Source organism: Maribacter hydrothermalis, from assembly GCF_001913155.1.
Lineage (GTDB): Bacteria > Bacteroidota > Bacteroidia > Flavobacteriales > Flavobacteriaceae > Maribacter > Maribacter hydrothermalis.
Genome location: NZ_CP018760.1, coordinates 1949438 through 1975687, shown reverse-complemented (window position 1 = coordinate 1975687; position 26250 = coordinate 1949438). Strand labels below are relative to the sequence as shown.

The 26250-nt window shown below is 36.2% G+C and carries 9 protein-coding genes and 2 tRNA genes; 3 read left to right on the top strand and 8 right to left on the bottom strand.

Annotated features, from left to right (window positions below):
* The first annotated feature begins 189 nt into the window (after nt 1-189).
* On the top strand, nt 190-366 hold the full coding sequence (locus BTR34_RS18920) for a DUF6747 family protein (protein ID WP_197496112.1): 177 nt from the start codon (nt 190-192) through the stop codon (nt 364-366).
* Nucleotides 367-493: 127 nt separating this feature from the next.
* Here the strand turns inward: BTR34_RS18920 and BTR34_RS08400 are convergent, their stop codons facing one another.
* The 3 genes from BTR34_RS08400 to BTR34_RS08390 all read right to left on the bottom strand — a co-directional run bounded on the left by BTR34_RS08400 (nt 494) and on the right by BTR34_RS08390 (nt 4438).
* A complete protein-coding gene (locus tag BTR34_RS08400; protein WP_068480052.1) occupies nt 494-1489 on the bottom strand; it encodes a DUF4837 family protein in 996 nt (331 codons plus the stop codon).
* Between the two features lie 11 nt (nt 1490-1500).
* Nucleotides 1501-3129, bottom strand: coding sequence for a LysM peptidoglycan-binding domain-containing protein (locus BTR34_RS08395; protein WP_068480051.1), 1629 nt, complete (start codon nt 3127-3129; stop codon nt 1501-1503).
* Nucleotides 3130-3247: 118 nt separating this feature from the next.
* The gene (locus BTR34_RS08390) at nt 3248-4438 is read right to left on the bottom strand and encodes a phosphoglycerate kinase (RefSeq protein WP_068480048.1); all 1191 of its coding nucleotides are present in this window, start codon (nt 4436-4438) and stop codon (nt 3248-3250) included.
* 125 nt (nt 4439-4563) lie between these two features.
* Here BTR34_RS08390 and BTR34_RS08385 point away from each other — a divergent pair, with 125 nt between their 5' ends.
* Nucleotides 4564-5724: a DNA polymerase III subunit gene (locus BTR34_RS08385; RefSeq protein ID WP_068480045.1), complete on the top strand. Its 1161-nt coding sequence runs from the start codon at nt 4564-4566 to the stop codon at nt 5722-5724.
* Nucleotides 5725-5730: 6 nt separating this feature from the next.
* Nucleotides 5731-6129, top strand: coding sequence for a DoxX family membrane protein (locus tag BTR34_RS08380; RefSeq protein ID WP_068480042.1), 399 nt, complete (start codon nt 5731-5733; stop codon nt 6127-6129).
* A 76-nt stretch (nt 6130-6205) separates the two neighbouring features.
* Here BTR34_RS08380 and BTR34_RS08375 read toward each other — a convergent pair.
* The 5 genes from BTR34_RS08375 to BTR34_RS08355 all read right to left on the bottom strand — a co-directional run bounded on the left by BTR34_RS08375 (nt 6206) and on the right by BTR34_RS08355 (nt 25716).
* Nucleotides 6206-6279: transfer RNA gene (locus BTR34_RS08375), tRNA-Cys, on the bottom strand.
* 89 nt (nt 6280-6368) lie between these two features.
* A tRNA-OTHER gene (locus BTR34_RS08370) sits at nt 6369-6441 on the bottom strand.
* 13 nt (nt 6442-6454) lie between these two features.
* Nucleotides 6455-6811: a dihydroneopterin aldolase gene (folB, locus tag BTR34_RS08365; protein ID WP_068480039.1), complete on the bottom strand. Its 357-nt coding sequence runs from the start codon at nt 6809-6811 to the stop codon at nt 6455-6457.
* Between the two features lie 43 nt (nt 6812-6854).
* Nucleotides 6855-7802 carry a PorP/SprF family type IX secretion system membrane protein gene (locus BTR34_RS08360; RefSeq protein WP_157483746.1) on the bottom strand — a complete coding sequence of 316 codons (948 nt, stop codon included), beginning with the start codon at nt 7800-7802 and terminating at the stop codon, nt 6855-6857.
* A 16-nt stretch (nt 7803-7818) separates the two neighbouring features.
* Nucleotides 7819-25716 (bottom strand): T9SS type B sorting domain-containing protein, encoded by a 17898-nt coding sequence (locus BTR34_RS08355; RefSeq protein ID WP_198037232.1) that lies wholly within the window; start codon nt 25714-25716, stop codon nt 7819-7821.
* Nucleotides 25717-26250 lie beyond the last annotated feature (534 nt).

Genomic DNA, 26250 nt, shown 5'->3' with positions numbered 1-26250 from the left:
AAATTGTTCTTATTATCGATTAACTAAAATTAGGCAACTATGTGGCTTATCCTCCTTAACCTACCGTTTATAGAGTAAAATCAAAGCCCAAGACGATTCATAGTTTTATTTCTCCTTTTAGCTAAACTTTTCAATTAAGATTGAATTATTGAGCAACTTTATACTTCATAAACGCTTAAAATATCGAATATGGAAAAAATTACTCTAGTAAAAGAAATATACATCCAAGCCTTTAAAAATTGGAAAAGCTACATTTTGGAAAATTATTTTAAAATATTTTCGTGGCTATGTTTTACATTAATTGCATTAGCTGCTTATGCATTGATATATAGAGTGTCTACAGGTTTTTCTTTTGGAAATTTTTAATTAAACATATAAAGACTATTTATGAGGCATTCAAACTTCTTCTTAAAAAGGCAAATTATAAAAATGTAAAAGGCCCAAGAAATTTCTTGGGCCTTTTACAAATTAAATAACTTTATTTTTTAGTCTTTTATTTTTTTACATTAAACCGAACTGATTTCAGTATTGCCTCCAACTCAAACATATAATCTCTTTTCTTTGTAGCCGGTGCAAAAACAAACCCTTCTAAAATTAACTTTCGATTATTTTCTTTATCGTTAATTATATAAGTTAAAAATGGGCCTGCCATTGGGTATGCCGACATTTCCCAAATTCCTCTTATTTCTGCTGCTTTTTTCCCAGAAACCTCAGCAGGAAAGACATATGGAGAAAACGCCTTTTCGGTAATCATATGATTATTTTTTCCTGGAATATCCTCACCTCCTATAAAACTTTTTCCAATTGAGTCTCGCATTAAAATAATATCTTGAACAAACGTTGAATCGCTTTGAAAGCTATCCCATGGCATGGTATACGCTATAATGTTCATATTTCCTTTTTGAATTTCACGCGAAATCCAAACAAAATTATCTTCTTCCCTACCTACTCTATAAATAGATGGAATTTTCATTGCAATATTAAACTTATCTTCTAGGGCCTTTTCTTTATTCAAAGATTTCTCAAAACGCTTTTGGGCTTTACCAATTTCTAACGCTTTGAAATCTGCAATAAACTCTGGCGCAGTTTTTTTAATATTCGTTATTAATTCTTCCTTATTACGGCCTTTAATTACACCTATCTTTTGTGGTTTAGCGTACATATTGGATTTCATGTGTGCTATGTTCAGCGTATCTTCCATTATATAAAGCACAGCGCTTGTGTTTTGAAGAGAGCCTGTAAAAATTTGTTGTGGAATTTGAGTAACACTAAATTGAGCTTCGTCCCAAGTAAGACCTGGGGCCGCTGCGGTGTAATTTTCACGAATTGCATCCCCCACGCTACTCTTCCACAATTCATTATCAATTACAACGGTTAACGTATTCATTGCCCCTACTGACTCTGGCAAGTAATCTACTTTTCCATCTTCCTTACAAGCAACAGACAAACCTAAAATTGCTAAAAAATAAACTAATAATTTTCCTTTCATTGGTGTTTAATTTACGATGAACAGTCGCACAATTTAAGTTTTGTGCCCAGTTTTAAGTTATTACCACTAATACCGTTCCACTTTCGTAAATTTTCTATAGTAACCCCAGGATATTTTCTAGAAATAGTCCATAATGAATCTCCACTTCTAACTTCATGCGTTTTTGAATTACTGGCAACGGCAGTCCTAGCAGGTGTTTCTCTAGGTTTTACCGAAGAACTTATTTGTTTTCTTGGGTATACTGTTAATCGTTGCCCAATACGTAAATTATTACTGCGTAATCCGTTCCATTGTTTTAATTGGCTAACACCTACACCATATCGTTCAGCTATTTTACCAAGAAAATCGCCCTCTTTTACTCTATAACGAATACTATTTTGTTCCGCTTGTTTTGTTATTTCAGCAATAGGACTTTCTTTACTTTCCAATTCTTTTTCTACATGAGCATAAATTGCCTCTTCATTGGCTACAAATTTTCCTATTTTATGTACCGGCAATCTTAATGTATGCGTTTTACCCTCAACATATGGGATTACATCTAACTTGTAAGACGGGTTTAAAATTTTAATTTCTTCCTTGTCAATACCTGTCAATTCTGAAATCTGGTCAAATGTAATTAGACTTTTAATATGTATAGTGTCGGTTTCAAAATAAGCTCGTTCTGCTCTTTTAGACACTAATCCATGTTCTTTAGCATATTCAAAAATATACATTGTTGCTTGAAAAGCCGGAACATAGCCTGCTGTTTCTCTGGGTAAATTTCTTCTAATATTCCAATAGTTTCTTTGTCCTCCACTTCTACGAATTGCTTTATTAACATTACCTGGTCCAGAATTATAGGCCGCTAATGCTAAATCCCAATCTTCATAAATTCTGTACAATCTATTTAAGTAATTACAAGCAGCTTCTGTAGATTTTATTGGATCGCTTCGTTCATCAACATAACTATTAATATCCAATTTCATTTCTTTACCGGTACCATACATAAATTGCCATAAACCGGTTGCACCAACTCGAGATCGCGCCTTTGGATTTAAGGCAGATTCTACAATAGATAGGTATTTCATCTCTAACGGAATATCGTTATTATCTAATTCTTGTTCAAATAATGGGAAATAGAATTGGCTTATGGTTAACATGCGCTCCATCATATCTCTTTTTCTAGTAAGAAATGATTTAATTACGCTTTCAAGCGATGGATTGTATTCGATATTAAATGGTGTTTTTTCATTTAACCTTGCCAGCCGCATTTTTAAGGTGTCTGTAGGTAAATCGAAAACAAAAGTAGAGGCTGTATCTAACGCCATTACTTCTTGATACATTTCATCGAAAAGCGGTGCGGCATCTACTAGTTCTTTCATCCATAAACTGTCGAATTTAGCGGCCAACTCATTGTCTTGAAGATTGTAAGAGGATGATTCCGTTGGCTTAAAAAGCGTAAGTTTTTCTTTTGTAGAATTATCTAATATATCCAGTTCGGGTATAGGAACTTCATCATTCAATGAATCGTTGAGCACAACCAAGTTGCTATTTAATGAATCTGTAGAAGTGATAACAGCTTCTTTATGCTGCGCCAAACTTAGGAAAGGCACCAAAGCTAAACCTAGGAAATAAAAATAGTTAAAAGCTAATTTTTTCATTTGCGGCAAAATTTATTAACGGAACAAACGAAAATCGTACATTTTTTAATGAGAATAAAATTAATTCTCTTAAAATGCACAATTTTTCGTTGTAACCCGTTTATCGATAATGCCCTTACTACGCTATTATTGCAGCAATACCTGGCAAAGTTTTGCCCTCTAAGCTTTCTAGCATTGCACCTCCGCCTGTTGATACATAACTAACTTTATCCTCAAAGCCAAATTGTTTTACAGCAGCTACAGAATCTCCGCCACCTACTAATGAAAAAGCTCCATTACGTGTTGCTTCATCAATATAATTACCAACTGCTATAGTTCCCTTAGCAAATTTTTCCATTTCAAAAACACCAATTGGGCCATTCCATAGAATAGTTTTGGAGGCTAAGATTACTTTTTTAAAGTTTTGTAAGGTATCTGGGCCTGCATCAAGACCTTGCCAACCGTCGGGTATTTTGTCCACATCAACAATTTGTGTATTTGCGTTTGCGTCAAAAGCATCCGCTGCAATTACATCTACAGGAATGTGCACATTTACTCCTTTTTGTTTGGCTTGTTCAAGAATATCCATTGCCAACTTCATTTTATCATCTTCGCATATGGAATCGCCAACCTTGCCTCCTTGTGCTTTTATAAAAGTATATGTCATACCTCCACCAATAATTAAATCGTCAACTTTATCAAGTATATTCTCAATTATAGTAATTTTAGAAGAAACCTTTGCTCCTCCAAGGATAGCTAATACTGGTTTTTCGCCAGTAGCCATTACTTTTTCTATGGCATCGATTTCTTTTGCCAAAAGAAGTCCAAAACATTTAGATTCAGGAAAAAACCTAGCAACTATTGTTGTAGAAGCATGAGCACGGTGTGCTGAACCAAAAGCATCGTTTACATATATATCACCAAGTTTAGATAATTTTTCGGCAAAAGCCTCATTTCCTTCTTCCTCTTCGTCATAATATCGTAAGTTTTCAAGTAAAAGCACTTCTCCTTTTTTCAAATTAGCTACGGCCTTTTCTACTTCATCACCAACACAGTCACCAACGAATTTTACCGATACACCAATAATATCCGAAACTGCGTTTACAATATGTTTTAATGACAAATCAGGATTGCGTTCTCCTTTTGGTCTGCCCAAATGGCTCATTAGTATTGCACTGCCGCCATCTTCTAAAACCTTAATTATTGTAGGTTTTGCAGCTTCTATTCTGTTTGTATCCGTTACTTCAAACTTGTCATTTAAGGGAACATTAAAGTCCACTCTTATTAACGCTCTCTTATTTTCAAAATTAAAGTTATTCAATACTTTCATGTAATTTTCCTTTTGTTAGGTAACAAATGTAAAGATTAATAGCTTTTGGTTAAAGTGGTATTTAGGTTAATTTATGCTCAATTCCATTAATTTTGTTATGCTTTAAAACAACTATATTTGAATTTATGTTATTCAAAGAAATTTTAGGACTATCACATATTAAAAATCACCTTTCTTCAAGTGCTGATGCTGGCCGAATACCACATGCGCAATTATTTGTTGGGCCTGAAGGTTGCGGACTATTACCCATGGCACTTGCATATGCCCAATATATTATTTGCCAAAATACAAATAGTGAAAACGTTGGTGATAATGAAGCTTGTAATTTAAAGTTCAAATCGTTTGCCCACCCAGACGTTCATTTTGCATTTCCAGTTGCAAATACAGATAAGGTAAAAGCCCACGCTGTGAGCAATCATTACATGAAAGAATGGCGAGAATTTATTTTGGAGCAGCCATATGGCAATCTTTTTGATTGGTATCGTCATATAGAAATTGAAAAAAAACAAGGACAAATTGGAGTTGATGAAGCTCAAGATATTGTAAAAAAGCTCTACTTAAAATCCTATGAGGGTGGTTATAAAATTATGGTAATTTGGATGGCCGAAAAAATGAATTCAGCTGCATCTAACAAATTACTAAAACTAATAGAAGAGCCGCCAGATAAAACTATTTTTCTGCTACTTTGTGAAGATGAAGAGCAAATTATACAAACCATAAAATCTAGATGCCAAGTTGTTCATTTTCCTCCTTTGGCGGAAGATGCTATAGCCAATGCATTAATTGAAATAGGTGCTGCCAAACCTGAAGCTATGCGATTAGCTCACGAAGCTAATGGCAATTTCAACAAGGCGCTAGACCTTTTAAATAATGATTCTGAAGATTTAGTTTTTGAGAATTGGTTTGTACAATGGGTACGTAGTGCATTTAAAGCAAAAGGAAATAAAGCGGCAATTCACGAATTGTTATTATGGAGTGAAGAAGTTGCAAAAACAGGAAGAGAGACTCAAAAAAATTATCTAAACTATTGTATAACAGTCATGAGACAAGCCTTAATGATTAATTACGGTGCAGAAGAGCTCGCCTATTTAAAAATACATGCAGACGGATTTCAATTGAAAAAATTTGCCCCATTTGTGCATGAAAATAATATTATAGATATCACAAAAGAACTTGAAGACGCCATATACCATGTAGAAAGAAATGGAAATTCTAAAATAATTTTTACAGACCTTTCAATTAAATTAACTCGGTTACTTCATCGAAAAAAATCTGAACTTAAATAAACCTAAATGAAAATTATACTAGATCACGCTACTGAAATTTTATTGTTGTTATTTTTAATTATCACTTTTTTACAAAGCGGTATTGATAAAATTTCTGATTGGAATGGAAATGTATCGTGGTTAAAAGAACATTTTTCAGCTACCCCTTTTAAAAATATAGTGCCCATATTGGTTGGTATTATTCTAATAGCTGAGGTAATTGCCGGTCTACTTTGCTTAGTGGGCATATATGAACTTATGCTTAATGGCCAAACAACATTTGCCCTATATGGAGCAATATTATCTTGTGTAACCTTGTTAATGTTGTTATTTGGGCAACGAATTGCTAAAGATTACGAAGGAGCAAAAACTATTGCAATTTACTTTATACCAACTATTTTACTCGTGTTTTTACTACAATTTTAATGAATTAAAATAGCTTTACGCTTTATAAAAAAGAAATTGATTAAAATAAAAAACCCTCCTAATTGGAGGGTTTTTTTGGAGGCATCGAGCGGATTCGAACCGCTGTACAAGCTTTTGCAGAGCTGCGCCTAGCCACTCGGCCACGATGCCCTTTTTAAGGGAGAGCAAAAATAAGCAATTAACTGAATACTTATAGAATATCTAAAATATTTATTTGCCTAATCTGTAGTTTTCCTTAGAGGCATCGGATGGACTCGAACCACTATAAAGGTTCTTGCCAGAACTTTGCTATGCCATTTCAGCCACAACGCCGTTTAAATCAATTTTATTTTTTTGACTTTATAGTTACCGTAACTTTCTCAACATCACCATTGATAGGTGGGTTTATTTTTGATACGGAAACCTTAGCTTTTTGTAAAACTGGTAGCTCTATAAATATTCGGTCAATTATTCTTTTGGCAACATGCTCCAATAATTTTGAAGGTTTGGCCATTTCTTGTTTGACTATTCTATTAATATGAACGTAATCGACCGTGTCATTCAATTGGTCTGAAATTGAGGCTTTCGATAAGTTTGTCTCTACCGAAACATTTACCAAATAATCACTCCCAATATTGGTTTCTTGTGGCAAACACCCATGATGGGCATATGCCTTTATGTTCTCTAATTGTATTTTACCCATTTTTTCTTTTCTGGAGGGCAAATTTAATCATTATCCTAAAGCATTAATAGGTACATCGACAATTACTAATACCTTGAAATAGGTCTACTCCTAGGGTTACTACATGAGTTCCTGAACTATACCCTAGTAATTCGTTTAAAATAACTTGATAAGAATATCCGAAGTAAAAATTACTCTTCTTAATACCCGCAATAGGCGCAATATAAAGTGGATTGCCTATTTGGTCATTTAAAAATCGATAATTAATCCCTGCATAATAGTAGTCTTCAAAATCATAAAACCTAAATTTCAAATTTAAATCGGTAACAGATCGACCATCACTTTCAAATAATTGAAATAAAATAGAAGGCTCAACCTCTACTTTACTGGTTCTTTTTTTCATGTATCTGTATCCTGTATAAACATAATAGTTTCTTAATCTATTAGGCTCGTATAAAGCATTAAAGTTACTTAAATCTTTATCCAGAATATTTGATGCATTTACACTAAAATAAAATTTATCATAACGATATAGCGCGCCAATATCAAAATTATGATTTGTAGTTGCCCTATCGTCAGTAACCGAAATATCAGGTGAGTCAAAATTTTGAATATCTATTCTAAACTGATTGTAATTATATGAAATACCGAATGATAAAAACTCATCGTCATAACGATCTAAGGTAAGATGGTGTGCAAATGACAATCTAGCACCTTGCTGTTTTGTTTGCCCATTACTATCGTTATACAATAACGTTCCTATTCCCGATTTTTCTCCTATTCGCATATCTGCTGCCAATGATTGTGTATCTGGCGCATCTTTAATTCCTACCCATTGCGTAAGACCGTTAAGTCTAATTTTTACATGGTCTCCGATACCTGCATAGGTCGGTGACATTACAAAGGGGTTATCTGCAAGGTATTGCGATAATTGGGGTATGGTTAGCTCTTGACCTCTTAGGGCAAGTACGCTTGTAAAAAACACCAGTGTCAATAGACTGTTCCGCATCATCATTTTAGGTTAAATTTTAGCGATATAGGGTAAAGTGACCAACAAACTCTCTTTCATCTCTTTCTCCATTCAATTTAATTACATACCAATAATCCCCGGTAGGTAATTCTTTGCCTGAATATGTACCATCCCATCCTTGAGAATCTACTGATTGTTCAGAAACCACTCTACCATAACGGTCAAATATTTTTATTAGTATTTCTGGAAATTGTTCCATGTTTCTTGGTATCCAAAAATCGTTCTGACCATCGCCGTCCGGGGTAAAGAAATTAGGCAATTCAATATCTATGAATTCCATGAAAATATTTGCAATGGACTCACAACCATTTTGATCTACAACTCTAACTTCGAAAGTATCGGTTCTTGTAATATAGAATGTACTGTCATCACCATTATCTATACCATCAAAGTAATAGGTATACCCTTCTCTTCCACCTTCAACAACAGCCGTAATCTCATTAATATTATGTTGCTCTAAAGAAAGTACCAATGGCTCAAATGCCTCAATTGTAAAGTCAATAGTTTGTATACAACCATTTGCATGAGCAATAGTAATATAATGGTTACCTGGAGCTGAATTTCTAAAATCAGGATTCAATTGTAAATCATTTGGATCAACAGAATCAATTGCATACATTACGTCACCAATAACACTATCATCTTCTAAGGTAATATTCACGTAATTACTTGGAGAAGCACCAGAGCACTCATAGATTGGTTCAACAGTAGCATTGAGGTTAACACCTCTATCTATCGTAACAACTGTATTAGTATCACAACCATTGGCATCTTTTACGATAATGATATATTCTCCAGAGGCTAAGTTTACAAAATCCGTTCTGTTCAACACAAAATCTGCATCATCGTTTGAATTTAATGCTGTACTATAAGGAGCAGTACCTCCTGTAATATCTAGTGTAATAGTTCCATCTTGACTATCTACACATATTTCTGGGGTTGTCTCCACAGAAACAGCTAAACTTGAAGGTTCCGAAATGGTATAAGTTAAATATTCGAAACAACCATTTTGATCTTGTGCGAATATTACATATTCTCCTGGCTCTAAATCTGTGAACGTATTCGTATCATACAGCTGATTTAAATTTGGAGATATTGCATATTGATATCCACCTGCACCACCAGATAAGGTTACTGTAATTTCACCATCGTTTTCACCCGCACATGTTACATCAATTACGTTTTCAGTATACGTAAGTGGCGCTGGTTGATCAATTACAACTTCTTCCGCTTGCGTAGAACAATCTCCACTTATAACAGTTACATAATACGTACCTGCCCCTAAGTTTCTAAATATACCTTGCGCCTGAGGCCCAGCTATACGTGAAGCTGCACTCAAAGAACTATCTGTAAACAATTCATATTGATAGTTTCCTAAACCACCTTGAGCCGAAGCCATTATTATTGCCGTAGCATCCCCTGCACAATTTACTGTGGCTAACGTTCTATCAACGGTTAAAACCAGTGGTGCTATTGTAGTTTCGGTAATTGAATTTGAAATTGCAGACTCACAACCGTTAATAGCGTCTCGAACATAATATTGATAAGTTCCAGCCTGGAATACACCAGTTTCTGGCAAACCTAATGGGTTACTAGTCATTGGTAAGAAGTTTACATTATCTACACTATACTCATATGTTCCACTACCGCCAATAGCTGTAAGTTCAAACTCGGCACCTGTTGCACAGGTTAATGGATCTGTTCTTAATAAGCTCGCCTCAACTTCTGTTGGTTGTGTTACTTCAACGGTATTTGTGGTCACATCACAATTCCACCCATCTACAATGGTAATGCTATAGATACCTGAGCCTAAATTATTAAAATTAGCGCTGTTTTGAACTCCTGTAGTTCTAATCACTGTTGAGCCAGTTTCATCGTAATAATTCAACTGATATCTATAAGAACCACTTCCACCACCAGTTACATTTGCTGACACGGTAGCACTTGTATCTCCATAGCATGCCAAGTTTGTTACTAATGGCGTCGCATTTGCCACTATTGGTGTCGCAGGAGTTATTGTTTCTGAATAGTTAACAAAACATCCTGTATTATCAGTTATTCTAATATTGAATACTCCAGAAGATAAGTTTGTAAAAATACCATCTATTACATTCTCCATTAAATAATTTTCACCTGTAGTCGTATTAACTAATTCAATATCGTAAGGCATATACCCTCCTTCAGCTGATATAATTATCTCGCCTTTATCATCAGAGCATGTTGCCTCAGCTGCTACAGCTACAATTCCACTTAAAGGTCTGTCAGGCGAGGAAACTGTAATTACATTGGTATTCTCTGTACATAACGGCACCGCAGTCTCTGTTATTCTTACATAATAATTTCCTCCAGTAAGGCCATTTATTGGTCTTGGATTTATACTAGTGTCGGAAGCAGTAGATGCTATAACAGAATTACCTGCAGTATCAAAAACTTCATAATTATAATTACCACTATAGCCATCAATATAAATGGTCATGCCTCCATTTGATTCTCCATAACAAGATACAGGTGCGACAGCAGTGGCCGTTGCAGTTATAAAATCGAACGGTGAAATAGTATATCTTGAAGTATTCACATAACAACCAGTATCTAAATCAGTAACTCTAAACACATAAGAACCTATAGTATTTAAATCAAAGGTCGCAGAATTTACTGTTGTACTCACTAAAGTACCGGTGGCATTGCCAATTGGTAACAACTCGTAACCGTAATTATGTGCCAAGCCATTATCTGCAACCGTAATTGTTATTGTTTCGTCAACAGTACAATTTATAGCTACATCTTGGACTATTGTAGTAGTGAATGTATTTATAGGTTGGATTGTAACCGTGTCGAATGATGTACATCCTTTTGCATCTTTTACATATACATCAATAGTTTGTACAGCACCATTATCCGTAATGTTAAACCTATTTGATGATTGGAAAATTACATTATCTATACTATATAAATAAGGTGCGGTACCAGTACCTACTCCTGCAGTTGCAGTTATAGTAGCTGTATTAACACTATTATTTGGCGAACAGTTAAATTCTGTTGCCGCCGCAGTTACAGATAACTGTGTAGGCTCAGTAATAGTTTCATTCTTGATGCCTTCACAACCTCTGCTAGAAATTACTCTAACCTGATAATCTCCTTCTTGTAATCCCGTGAATAAAGGATTTGATTGCGTTGCTATTGGGGTTACCAAATTAGCAATTTCATACAATTCATATTGATATGTTGGATTAACACTGGTAACTGGATCAATATTAGCTCTAATACTACCATCGTTTCCACCAAAACAACTCACATTTACAATAGTTGCATCTAATAATACAGGGTCAACTGGAGCATCCAATACTTGCGTAACTGTTCTTGTACAAACAGGATTTGTTGTATCTAAATCGGTAACAAGGAAAGTGTATGTTCCTGCCTCTATTAAGTTTGTAAATACACCATTATTTTGAGTAACAATATTGCCTAATGGAGTGGTCATTTCAAACTCAATATTCGCTGAACCTCCATTAACATTGACTGTAATTTCACCCCCTGGTGTTATCGTACAATCGATAGATTTTACCACTGTGGTAGATACATCCATTTGTTCGTACAAGAACTCTGAAGCAGTAGTTAAACTACAACCCCATTGGTCTGTAACAAGTACCTCGTATTCGCCAGCACCTAATCCTGAGAATACTCTCGTGTTTTGTGGTGCACGGAAATTAGTACCGTCCATTATTAACTGGTACGTGTAGTTACTTCCTTGTCCGCCTGTAGGTAAGGTCACTTCGATTTCTCCCTGTAAGTTTGTACAGTTTTCCTGATTTACTTGTAGAGATGCCACTATTGGGTCTGGAACATTAAGTACAATAGTATCTTGTATTAGTCTTTCACAACCTTCTGAGTCACGTGCCCATGCTTGGTAGGTACCTGCTCCAAGACCTGTAAAGGAAGCTCCTACTACGAAATCTGTTGTTGTAGGAACACCTACACCTACATAATACGTATAGCCTCCCCAACCACCAACTACATTGTTAATTGTAATTGATCCATCGGTTCCTGGTGTACAAGTTATATCCGTTACTACAGTTGTTCCAGAAATATCTCTGGCTGGACCCGCGATAGTGAAAGCTTCTGTATTTGTACAGAATGGGTTATTGTCTTGTGTTATATAAACATAATAACTGCCAGCTAAAAGGTTTACAATAGCCGTTGGTCCATTGGCAACCTCGTTACCAGAAGCGGCTAATATATCGTCTCCTGTATTATTTAGTGTGCCATTTGTATTATATACTTCCCAATCAAAGCCACCCGGATATGTTGTGTCTACAAGTTCAAAGGTTACCTCACCGGTTGCTGTACCAAAACATACGACATCACTTGTCTTTACAACATCTATCGTAAAAGTGTTTGGCTCTTCTATTCTTGCAGTAGCGGTTACGATACATCTTGTATCTATATGTCTTACCAAGAAATTATAGTTCCCGGCTGACAATCCGCCGAATACATTTGACCCTTGATAGCTTAAGCCATTATCAATACTATATTCATATCTAGTGGCATCACCGGCCGTAGATGTTGCCGTTACTGTAATTACCCCGTCTGCACCAGGTGCACATGTAACTGTAGTGGTAACCGCAGCTGTTGCTCCCGTTAGCGCATCATAAGGAAGTACCGTAGCCGTTGTACTACCTGAACAGCCTTGGTCATCGTAAACGTTAATTGTATACGTCTCTCCTGTTCTATCCGAAACAGTCAATACATTGGATGATCCTGATTGTACTATAGTAGAACTACCGTCTACAAACTCATATATTACATAGGTTCCACTACCACCTGTAATCGCCGTACCATCTACCGTAATCGTTGCATTGTTTGGATTGTTGCCAACACTACATCCAAATTCTACCACAGTGGCATTAACATTTGCTATTGGTAAAGGTTCATCTATAACAATGTTTCCTGAAACCGTACTACAACCATTTGTTCCTGTTGCAGTTACTATATAGGTATTCGGAGGTAAATTCTCGAACGTATTACTACTAGCATTAAACGTTCCTGCTACAGGAGCTATGGTAAACGTTAATGGGTTTACTCCGTTTTGAGTTTGCGTTAGTGTAATTGATCCGTCATTAGCCCCAAAACATGAAATATCTATATGTGTGTCTGCAAATACAGGTGGAATAGCTGGCGCTAATTCTTGCGATACAATAATCTCACATACAGGATTCGTAGTATCTAAATCCCTTACTAAGAAACTATAAGTACCATTATTAACTAGCCCTGTAAAAGTTGCATTGTTCGTCTGGGTTACATTTGGACCCGTTGGAGGTGTCATTACAAACTCTAGGTTGGCAGAACCACCTGTTACGTTTACTGTAATTGTTCCTCCAGGTGTACCTGTACAATCAATAGCTTTGTCTATCGAAGTAGTCGCACTTAATTGTTCATATAAGAATTCTGAAGCAGTAGTTAAACTACAACTCCATTGATCTGTAATAAGTACCTCGTATTCACCAGCACCTAATCCTGAGAATACTCTCGTGTTTTGTGGTGCACGGAAATTAGTACCGTCCATAATTAACTGGTACGTGTAGTTACTTCCTTGTCCGCCTGTAGGTAAGGTCACTTCGATTTCTCCCTGTAAGTTTGTACAGTTTTCCTGATTTACTTGTAGAGATGCCACTATTGGGTCTGGAACATTAAGTACAATAGTATCTTGAATTAATCTCTCACAACCTTCTGAGTCACGTGCCCATGCTTGGTAGGTACCTGCTCCAAGACCTGTAAAGGAAGCGCCTGCTACGAAATCTGTTGTTGTAGGAACACCTACACCTACATAATACGTATAGCCTCCCCAACCACCAACTACATTGGTAATTGTAATTGATCCATCGGTTCCTGGCGCACAGGTTATATCCGTTACTACAGTAGAACCGCTAATGTCAGTATCAGGACCTGCAATATTGAAATACTCAACATTGGTACAGAACGGATTGTTAGCTTGTGATATAGAGACATAGTATTCACCTACACCCAAGTTAATAATTGGCGTAGGGCCATTGGCAGCTTCCGAACCACTTGTTACAGAAGTACCGTTAGTAAAGAAAATTTCCCAATCAAAACCAGTATTATATGTCGCGTCTACAAGTTCAAAGGTTACCTCGCCGGTAGCTGTACCAAAACATACGACATCACTTGTCTTTACAACATCTATCGTAAAAGTGTTTGGCTCTTCTATTCTTGCAGTAGCGGTTACGATACATCTTGTATCTATATGTCTTACCAAGAAATTATAGTTCCCGGCTGACAATCCGCCGAATACATTTGACCCTTGATAGCTTAAGCCATTATCAATACTATATTCATATCTAGTGGCATCACCGGCCGTAGATGTTGCCGTTACTGTAATTACCCCGTCTGCACCAGGTGCACATGTAACTGTAGTGGTAACCGCAGCTGTTGCTCCCGTTAGCGCATCATAAGGAAGTACCGTAGCCGTTGTACTACCTGAACAGCCTTGGTCATCGTAAACGTTAATTGTATACGTCTCTCCTGTTCTATCCGAAACAGTCAATACATTGGATGATCCTGATTGTACTACCGTAGAACTACCGTCTACAAACTCATATATTACATAAGTTCCACTTCCGCCTGTAATCGCCGTACCATCTACCGTAATCGTTGCATTGTTTGGATTGTTGCCAACACTACATCCAAATTCTACCACAGTGGCATTAACATTTGCTATTGGTAAAGGCGTGCCAACCGTAGTATCAACATCCAATGAACAACCACGTGCAGAAGTTGCTCTTACCACATAGTCTTCAGCTCTTAGATTAATAAAAATACCTGATGTTTGAGGAATCCCCTGAGGGACCATTCCTGTTCTTAAGAATAATTGATATACATAAGGAGGATTATCCATAGAAGCATCTAACCTTGCTTCAATTCTACCATCAAGAGCGCCAGAACAAGTAACATCTGTTACATCTGTTGTAAAAAGAACCGGAGTTGCCAATTCTAATTCTACATCTACTTGTGCATTACATCCACCCAAAAGTGTATCGTAGACAAATGCAGTATAAGTTCCAGAATCTAACCCTGTAAATATTGGTGATAATTGTGGAGCGCCATTAACACTAACCCCTCCTGAATTAAATAATTCATATTCATAAGAAAGAGATCCTCCATATGCCGTTATTAGAATTTCACCATCACCCTCGGCACAAGAAGGTTGCGTTGTAACCTCAGCTGTAATAGATGTTGGAGTATAAACTTCAACTGTTTCTAAATTACCACACCCATTAAAATCACGAACTTCTATTGTATAATTTCCAGAACTTAATCCTCCAAATTGGTGGGTAGTTCCTGCAGTAGTTAACGTAGACGAGTCATAAGAACCACCATTTACGCTTAGCGTATATGGGCGCGTACCTTCTCCATCTAAGGTTATTTCTATAATAAAATCTCCTTCATCCGCAGTACATTGATTTATGACTACACCAGAAATAACTGGTGAAGCATCATCTGAAATAGTAATATCTAAAGGTAGTGTTGTTGAACAACCATTACCATCCAAAACATATACATCCCAATCCGTATTTACAGTAGGGTCTAATTCTTTATAATTACTTGTGTTATAATCACCCGCAACAGGGGCTACACCATCTTCAACAAATGCATAGGTAAACGATCCGTTTCCTCCACCTGCAATTACGGTTACGTTAGCATCTTCTGAACAATATCCATTATTTTGATCAGCTAAATTTAAGGTAACTGGGTTAGGCTCTAGTATTCTAAAGTCATATGTATTTGTACATTCTGGAGTAGTTGCTTCTTGAAAGAATAATACATAATCTCCTGGAGGAATATTTGAAACAGTCTCTAATACTGTTGGGCCTGGACCAACTGGACCTGTAGCAGTACCTGAGTATGCCGCACCTAAAGACACATTGGTCAATCTTTCTCTAATCTCATAATTAATAGAAGTTACACCACTATTATATAGTTCGAACTGAAAAGCAATAGCGCCATTCGTGTCTCCGTAACATGCTACATCTGTAACTGATGGGTCTGCAACTACATCAATAGTTGATAAATTAGGAATATCGACTTCAACATAACTAGAACAATTAGTTGTAGCATCAATTACCTGAAACACATACGATTGTCCAGGGTTAAGTCCATTATACGTAGCCGTTTCTTCGTCTATGCCAGGACCTGCAACCTCAATATCTGGAGTAGTCCCAATTCCATAAATCGTAAAATCATAATTTCCAGAACCACCACTTGCTAAAAGTTCAACTGTAGCACCAGTTACACAGCTAACCGCTGGTATTAAAGCATCAACAGCTACATAAGGATTAGAAAGAACCCGAACTGGGTTTTCATAATATTCACAACCATTGGCATCTAAAACACGAACATAATAATCTCCAAATGGTAAACCGTCGAAAGTGGCAGTTGTAGCTGAAGTATTAACAATAGGGTTTGGCCCTGTCGTTACCACCACGTTATTTAGGTTATCATAAAGGGTGTATGTAAAATTAGGCACACCACCACTTGTAATAGTAATGTCAATTTTTCCTGGTACATCACCAGTTCCACTACAACTTACATCTGTGGCAACAACATTTGCATCAAATAATACAGGATCCGTAATAGTAACTGTCTGAGTATAGGTACATTGTTTAGAGTCTCTAACGGTATATGTATATGTCCCTGCTGTTAAACCTGAGTAAACTCTTTGATTTGTAAAAGCACTTCCTTCAAAACTAATTCTGTATGGCGAAGAGCCAAAATTAGGGTCAATATTAATTTCTATTATGCCGTTCGAATCACCATTACAAGTAGGTGCGGTAACCGTTTCGGTAGCAACAGGGTTAACAGTTGCTGTTACTGTAACTGTATTTGAAACAGCAATACATCCCTCGCTATCCGTTACTCTAAATCTATATGTTCCAGGTATTGAAGTTGCATAAGGGAATGTTCCTGCAAAAGCAGCGTAGCCGCCACCGTTTACTTCCAATTCATACGAATATGCAGGATATCCTCCATTTACTAGTAAATTCATTGTTGCATCTGGTGATACTGAACAATCTAAATCTTTGGTTAAGGCAAGGTTTGTCGTTAACTGTGGTTCTATTCTATAATTTACAGAATCAGTACAACCATTGGCATCTCTAATCTCAAAAGTGTAATTACCAGGTGTAAGATTCGTAAATGTGTTCGACGCTCTAAAAGCACCTGTATTCATTCTATACATAAACGGCGATAAACCACCAGTTGCTCCTACTACAATTGTAGCAGAACCCGAAACTGAAGAATTAAAACATACATCTGAACTTGGCAATATACTTGCAACAGGTGTAGTAGGTGCTACCAAAGTAAATGTATCTGTTAAAGTACAACCATTTGCATCTGTTACAGTAATAGTATGTAAGCCTAATTGATCAAGACCAGTAAATATCCCTGTGTTTTGAGTTGCTGTAGTTGAACTGTCCGGTAGTTCTATTACATAAGAATACGCTCCTGTACCGCCGGTAGCAGAAATTGTAACATAACCATCATCAACGCATGTAGGTTGAGTTTCTATATTACTAACAGATATTACAGCAGGTTCATTTATTGTTTGGGTCAGCATTACAATACAACTAGGATCGGTACTGCCTACCGCTCTTACATAAATAGTATAATTGTTGGCCGATAATCCTGAAATTGTATGAGTTGCAGCAGTATCGCTGCCTGCAATAGTTGAAAATCCACTATCGTAGCTATATTCATAGCTACCAGAACCAAAATTATCTACTTCAAAAGTGATTGAACCAGAATTATCTGCATTACAATTTAAATCTTCATAGGTTACTATAGAAGCCTCGAACGCATTACCATTTTCTACCTCAACAATAATATCTGTAGTACATTCACTACCATAATTTACTGTAATTGTATGCGTACCTATTGCAGCACTAGCAAATACATTACTTGGCTGTGGTGTGTTTCCATCAATACTATAAGTGAATGATGGGTCATTAGGTAATATCGTTATATTTCCCGTTCCATCGCAATTATATACAATACCACTGCTTAACGATGGTTCAATTGGAAGATCGTTTATTATGATGTTTGGTAAACTAATAGTACACCCAATATTATTGGCATCTCTTACTTGAACAGTATATGTTCCATCAATTAAGCTACTAAAAATAGTTCCTCCAGGTGTAGCTGCTGTCCAAGCTCCACCATTTAAGCTATATTGATATGAACCAGAACCTCCTGTTGTTGGTGTTACACCTCCCACTGTAATTTCTCCTAACTGGTTACAGGTATAATTTTCTGTTTGAACACTCTCAGCTACCAATTCTGGTAATTCATTTACCGGTACTGAAATTGATGTTTCACAATTATTTATATCTCTTACTCTAACATCGTAAGAGCCAGCTGTAAGATTATTAAATATACTTACAGAACCAAAGCTTGTACCTCCATTAATACTATACGTATAAGGAGCTTCACCGCCACTTGCAGCTAATGAAATACTTCCATTAGAACCTCCAAAACATGTAACATCAACTACCGTTGGTACTACAGTGACAGCTGCATCTTGAACAATGTTTAAGTCATACATAGCAGGGCATGCGTCCGCGCCACCATTCTTGTCTAAAACATAAACATCATAGTCTCCAGCACCTGTTACCGTTACAGGATTTGTTGTAGCATAATCACCAGCTAATGGTGTTGCTCCATTAGCTACAACTGCATAAACATAATTGCCATCACCACCGGCTGCAACGATATCAATATCAGTATCTGTGCCGCATGCTGTAATTGAATTCGCTGTTGCGGTAACCGTTACTAATTGTTCTATGGTAATTGTTTGTGATGCAGCATCACACCCATAAGCGTCCGTAACCTCAATGGTATAAGTTCCACTAGAAAGTCCTGTAAATGTATATGATGTAGCATTTGTGGGTGTTGGAGTTACGTAAGTACCTCCATTGATTCTAAACTGATAATCCCCATTTCCTGCTGTAACATCAACTATAATGGTTGCATCATTACTACCGCTATAACAAACCGTTTCCTGAAGCGTAAATACTGGAGTTAACGGTGCAGTAACTACAATAGGTGTATCTATCAAATCTGAACAACCATTGGCATCCATTGCACGAATATTATATGTGCCTGCCAATAACCCGTTAAAAACAGTACTAGTTTGGTATGCTGTTATAATTCCACCAACAGTATCTTCTAATTGATATTCATATCCCGGTGTTCCACCAGTTGCACCAGCCGTAATTTCTGCACCACTATTATTACAAGTATATTCTTGTGTAAGCGATGCACTCGCAACTACTGCAGTTGGTTCAGTTATTGTTTGGGTAAGTGTTACAGAACAACCAGGAATTGGGTTGTCTATATCTCTTACATAAATGGTGTAATTACCAGCTGTTAATCCTGATATGGTTTGTGGAGAAACTGTTGTGCTGCCAAGTACACTAGCAAAATTATCCAAGCTATATTCAAATCCGCTTGCTCCAAAATTATCTACCTCAAAAGTTATTGAACCAGAGTTGTCTGAATTACAATCTACATCATCATATGTTAAAATAGATGCTTCGAACGCATATCCATCTTCAACTATTACATCAATACTTACAGTACCAGCACATTGTTCTGGTGTTTGAGTAGCTATAATATCATCAATTGCAATATCATTACCATTGATAACCGCAGAATTAGTTCTTATAACAATATCTAAATTAGTATTTGCTCCAGGATCTAAAGTTACATTGTAATTATACCAATCATTTGCGCCATTATTTTTTGGAATATTCCCCGTTGCTGTACTTGCGATAACGTTTCCGCCAGCATCTACTAGTTGAATTTCTATAGTAGGGTCTCCGCCAGATGATCCTGAACGTAATAAGTTAAATGCATATAATGAAATTGTAATATCTCTATTCGGTATTATCTCTACACCACGTTTGGCATAAACTATTCCTCCAACTCCTGCGGCGCCACCTACATTAATAGCCAAGAATCTACCATTGGCATTACCTGTATGATCATTAGGGCTTAACCATGAACTGTAAGGGTTTGAAATTACGCTAGTAACTGAGTACTCCCCATCTTGAAGACGTGTATTAGTCCCAAAACCACATAAACTGGCACTACCATCTTGTGGTTCATAGCAGTAAGCTGGGTCAATTTGGGTTATACTGGTATTAGCACCTGAGCCGAAACTTTCTTGTAACAACGTACTTTGAGAAGGTGGTGTATTACTAACATAATCAACATCGATCGTATGTGTGCCTACTGCAACATTATTAAATATATTTGAGGTATTTGGACTATTGGGGGTTGAATTTATACTGTACAAATAATCAAAATCAGTACTATTTGGGGTAATAGTAATAGTACCTTCTCCATTACACAAATAATCTACTGTTGCAGACAATGTCGGTGGCGTTGGTGAAGGCTGTACAGTAACATTCATAGAAAATGAACAGTTATTCGCATCTTGAATATAAACAGTATGGTCACCCGGCAATAAATATCCTATAGGACTAGAAACATATGTGCTACCACCATCAAAACTATAGGTATACGGTGCATTTCCTCCTTGTGCATTTGTAATTCGTACTTCCGCGCCTACTGTTGGGTTACATTCTACAAGGGCTGCAACGGCGGCAGATGCAGATAAGTTAAGAGGTTCTGAAATCGTGTAATTTTCTGTAATGTCGCAAAGGTTTACATCTCTAACTCGAATATTATATAATCCCGTACCAATGTTATTAAATGAATTACTTGTTTGATAATTTGCACCGTTATCAATACTATAGGTATAAGGGGCTTCGCCACCTGTCGCCGTTATTGTTATAGTTGCTTGATTTTCGCCACTACAAAGTATTGGTGTATTAGAAATAGAAATTGCTAACGGGGCATCTTGATCTATTGTAATATCGAATACCGATTCACAGAAATCAGTATTACCGCCATTATCTCTAACATATACATCATAATCACCAGTTCCTGTTACAGAAACTGTGGTAGATGCTGCAAAATTACCAGCATTTGGTGTAACTCCATTAGCAACAACAGCATAAACATAGTTACCATCACCACCTGCACCAACAATATCTATATCTGTATCTGTACTACATGCTGTAATATTACTTGCACTTGCGCTAACGGACAATTCTGGAGCAATAGTTATGCTTTCAGATACTGTACAATCTTTACCATCCCTTACATTTATTGTATAAGTACCCGCAGATAATCCAGAAAAAACATTTGTTGTACTAAATGGACCTCCATTTAAACTATACTCAAAGTTACCATCACCACCAGATGTTACATTGGCAGTTAGGGTTAATAAAACAGCATCGTCAAAACAATTATCATTAGGTGTAATTGCTAACACAGGTGCAGTAGCAGGGTCTAAATTAAATGTAAAAGGTATGCTACAATTATTAGCATCGGTTATTGTTCCATTATAGGTACCTGTTTGTGTTAACCCACTAAATGCACCTGTTGTATTGTTTCCAAACGTAGAGGTGTCTGGGTTATTTAATGTGTAAACATATGATCCCCACCCACCTGTTGCACTAATATTTACACTACCATCAGTTAAACAGCTTGGTTGAGTTTCTGTTAAATTAGAAATTGTTAAAGCGGAAGTTGGTCCTTCTAAGGTATGTGTTTCTGTATACGTACAATTTGTGTCCGTATCACGAATATCTAAAGTATAATCGCCAGCAACTAACCCCGTAAGATTATTAATTACTGCTTGTGTTCCGCCTGTTGTAATAACACCTGTTGGGCCTGTAACAGTATATGTGAAATTTTGTCCAGCTTGGAAGTTTACATTAAAGCGAATACTTCCATCTGCTGCGCCGAAACAGCTAATTGGTTGTACTGTAGTGCCACTAATTGATATAGGATTAATAGCATTAATAGTATAGTTTTCGTCATAAAAACACCCATCTACATCTGTTACTCTGATTGTATACGTATTTGGGGCAAGACTACTAAAAGTAGCCTCGTTACCAGAAGTACTTGTTGGATTTATAGTTGAAGGCGCTATAATTGAATACGTAAATGGTGCCCTACCATTTAAGGCGTTCACTGTTAAACTAGCTGTTTGACTTGGACAACTAATTTGAGATTCAACTATATTTAAGCCTGTAGGAGGTACCGGCCTATCTAATAGAATTAAGTTAGTTCTAAAAATACAACCATTACCATCTCTTATAGTAATATTATAGTTACCATCTACCAAGTTTTCAAAGCGGTGTGCATTTGGTATTGAATCTGGTGTAAAGTTAACCCCATCAATACTATATTCATAAGGTGCAATGCCTCCCATTACGTTTTGGGCTTCAATAATACCATCTTGCAAACAAGTATAATCTTGTATTAAAACAGCATCACCACTTATCGCCGTTGCAGGTGAAGAAATTGTATAAAATTCCTCATAATCACATGAAGCACTACCTTTTCTTTGATTAATTATAACTCTATAATCACCTGAAGGTAGGTTTGGAAAATTACCAGAACCGTTTTCTCCCAAAGGTTGGTCAATTGAATCGAAAAGAGAAAAAGTTAACTGATAACCATTATTGTCAACTAAATTAAACTGAATACTACCACTGGAGTCACCAAAGCAATTTACGTCATTAACCGTGGTGGCATTAAATTCAGCTGCGGGTTGAAATTCAATAGTTACAATATTTGATTCTGAGTAACACCCATTTCTATCTAAAACTACGAAAGTATAATCTCCTGGATTTAAAATATCAAATATTTGACTGGTCTGAAAATCTGTGGCCGGTATATCTGCATAAGTTGGGTAAGAAGTAACCGTATTACCTCCGTCATCAACATACGACCAAATTGCATACCTATGTGGAGTATTACCCCCATCAGAATCCATTAAAATATTACCTTCTCTACATGTGATATGTTGAGACACCCGTGCATTAAGGGTTAAATCATTTTCATCAATAATAGTAACATTCTCACTGTAAGAGCAACCATCACCTGATCTAATTATGGCTATATAATCGCCGGCACTTAAACCAGTAAATGTAAAGTTGTTATCTATTTGTGCACTTTCGCTATCAATTAAAGTTCCTTGTCCGCCATTTGTACCATCATCACTTCTTATCTCATATTCATATGGTGCATCTGCATCACCAATTTGTAGGTTTATTGAACCTAAATTGAAACAAGTTTCTGGAGTTACATTAACATCATAGGTTACATTACGTTCGCGGATACCTATTACATCAGTAGAATATACACAGGCATATGCGATAGGGTCGCCATTGGTATCAACAGGTGTGTATTCTACTCTATAAGAACCATTTTCTCCTGAAGCAAAATCAAAACTAGGTCCGTTATTTGCGCTAAATGGAATTAAGATAGAATCAGTATCATTATCTACCAATTGAAATGCGTACCCATTACCAATAGGAATTGTAATATTACCATCGGTATTACAAACAATATCGCGGGTTATAGGTGGGTCGAAATTAACAATGTTTTGAAAACCTTTAAAGTAAAAGCGACTGGTACAACCGTTTTGATAAACAACAGAAAGTCTATATTCACCAGGTGCATTTAATAAATAGTTGCTACCATTTCCCACTTGATTCCAAGTACAGGTAAGTGCTTTATTGGCACAATCTTCACCAACTGGTGTACAACTGCCTTCATCTAAACGTTCCCATGTTACGTTTTGAGCATCAACAATATTTACAGCTAAAGGCTTTATATCGTTTATACCACATAAAAATATTTTTGGTATGAATGAATTATCGATACTACAAAAAACTATTTCACCCGCAATGTCATTTGAAGAATCATTGTCATTATTTACCTCATTAAAGTATTCTGTAACAGGGTTAGGTAAATTCCCAGAACCAAATGGCGTTACGGTAATAATTTCTTGAAAACCTTTACAAGGGTCTGCAATTATTTTATCAACTATATAAGTACCTACACCAGTTACAACAAGTGAACTAGGATCATTATCTGGATCGCCATCATTTAACTCAACGTCGGTAGCATCAATTTGACCATTTAAATTTGTATCGCGATACCAAACATAAGAATCAAAACCATCGCCTGCATTTAAAATAGCACTTGTTCCACAAAGCTCTATTGTTCTTTCAAAAGTACAATTAGAAAGGTCATCTAATAAAAAGTTTGTTGCGCCGGGTACTATAAAGCCACAAGAGTTAAAATCCGTAACACTTGGGTCGTCGGTAACCTGAGCTGAATTATTTACACCTCTATACGTTCCATATGCTATATTTTCAATTAAGTCTGAACAAGCATTTATAAAATCAAAACAGTTTTCGGCTACCTGAACTCGAAAACGAATGGAATATTCCGAATCTTCATCCTCAACGTAACTGTCAGGAATTGAAAATACTATTTCCCTAGATAAAGGGTCATACACATAGGTTACTCCGTTTGGTAATGAAAAATCTGATGCATTGAAAAAACTTCGTCCATCCGGTGGAGAGACATTTACAGGTAACACATCTCTAATGGTATAGTTTACACCATCATCATTACCTATGTTTTCAAATGTAAGTACATAATCTAATGTTTGGCCCAAATTAACCCCTTGTCCTGTAATATCTACACCACCTGGGGTTTGAACTCTTTTTTCCAAAACGATATTAGGTGCAATTATATCAACATCGAAAGACGTAAAAAAGATATCATATTTGTCTTGAGACGAACTCGCTCTTAATACTGCACTTGTTGCGCCATTTGGAATAATTGTATTATTAACTCCCCCATTTGGTATTTCAAAAAAATCCACATCCCAACCTAAGGTGTTAATGCTATTAGGGTTTCTATTGGTAAACTGTGCATCATTTATGGTAATACTAGAATTGAAGAAATTATTTGCCGGATTTTGCCCGTTAGATAATGTGTAAAATGTGCCGTTGGCATTAATTTGTAAACCGTCTCCACCAATTCTGTTATCTCCTTCTAAAGCCGCTACCCCCATGTTGGCATAAACTGGAAAAGGTGCTGGTAGTGTCGTAAATCCATTAATAGGAATATCAACACTTCGACCTGATGCAATACCAGCATAACCATCAAAAGTGGTTATAAACTTATCTCCAGGTAAATTTGGATTTTCATATACAACCACCATTTTCCATCCACCTGAAATACCTCCAGAAACACTGCTTCCTGTACTTGCTCTAACATTGGCTACGAAGTATTCTCCATTTGGATTAGCCATACCCGTTACAATTGAGGTTACATCTTTATAGGCGGCATATGGACTATAATATCCGAAATCCGCATCTCCATTACCGTCAAAAATAATTTCATCTGCTGTAATATCTTGATAAGCACCGCCGGGTGTTCTAAACTTAATGTCATCAATATTACTCCTATTAGAATTTACATATACCGCTGACCAATATAACCCAGCATACCTAACCAAGGCACAATCAATATCTGGAATATTTAAACTTGCGCTACTTGAACTAAAAGTTGTATTATCATTATCGACATCAATGTACTGCATGTCGTAATTGTCATTGTAATCAGATGAATTACCCGTATCGTTTAAAGGTTCATTGGGCGATACACCAGGGATTGTAACGGTTTCTATTCTCCATCTACCATTTCTATATACCCATTGACTACGCGTGCTTTCAGGAATTCTTCTGTTTACAATATTGTTTGCTATAAACGTTAGTTCTCCTCGAATATCGGCCTCGTAACGTACTTGGAATGGTTCCTTAACCTGCGAAAAAGCAGATTGAGAACTTAGCACAATGAATAAAATAAACAATAAACATTTAGCGTAATGTTTTCCCATAAGAGAAGTGTATTTGGTAAAGTCTAAAAAAGTAATCAGTTTGGTCATGCTATGCTTTTGAAGAAATTCATTCATTTCGATTTATAATTAAAACCGTTCCAGTCGAAATTCTCCAATAACAAATATTCACTATAGTAGCAACGTGAAGAATTTATTGTTGTGGTATGAATGTTTTCTGTTGTGAAACAGCAAATAGGGTGGGTTTATCTTTTTTAAAAATTGTGTAGTTCAACGATTATATCAGTACTGCAGTAGTATTTTATATTTCGTTATTGGAAAGTATATTATAAAAATTAATGAGCAAACTGTGAATTCTAAAAGTGCTTTTTAGAACTTTTTAACCAAGGTGTTTTTGGGAATTTATGATGGCCAAACCATTTAATTGAATTTTAAAATTTAGAATAAAAGTCTCTTTAAAAAAATCTAATCTCACTCTTTTTTGGTTGGCGAAATACCAAAAAAAACATCATTTTTTAAACGATTAAAGGACATATTAACCTTTATATTGCCCCAATATTTTGCATTTTAGCACCATAAAAATGTATAAAAAAGAAGTCAAGTTGGAACATCTTTTACTCTATC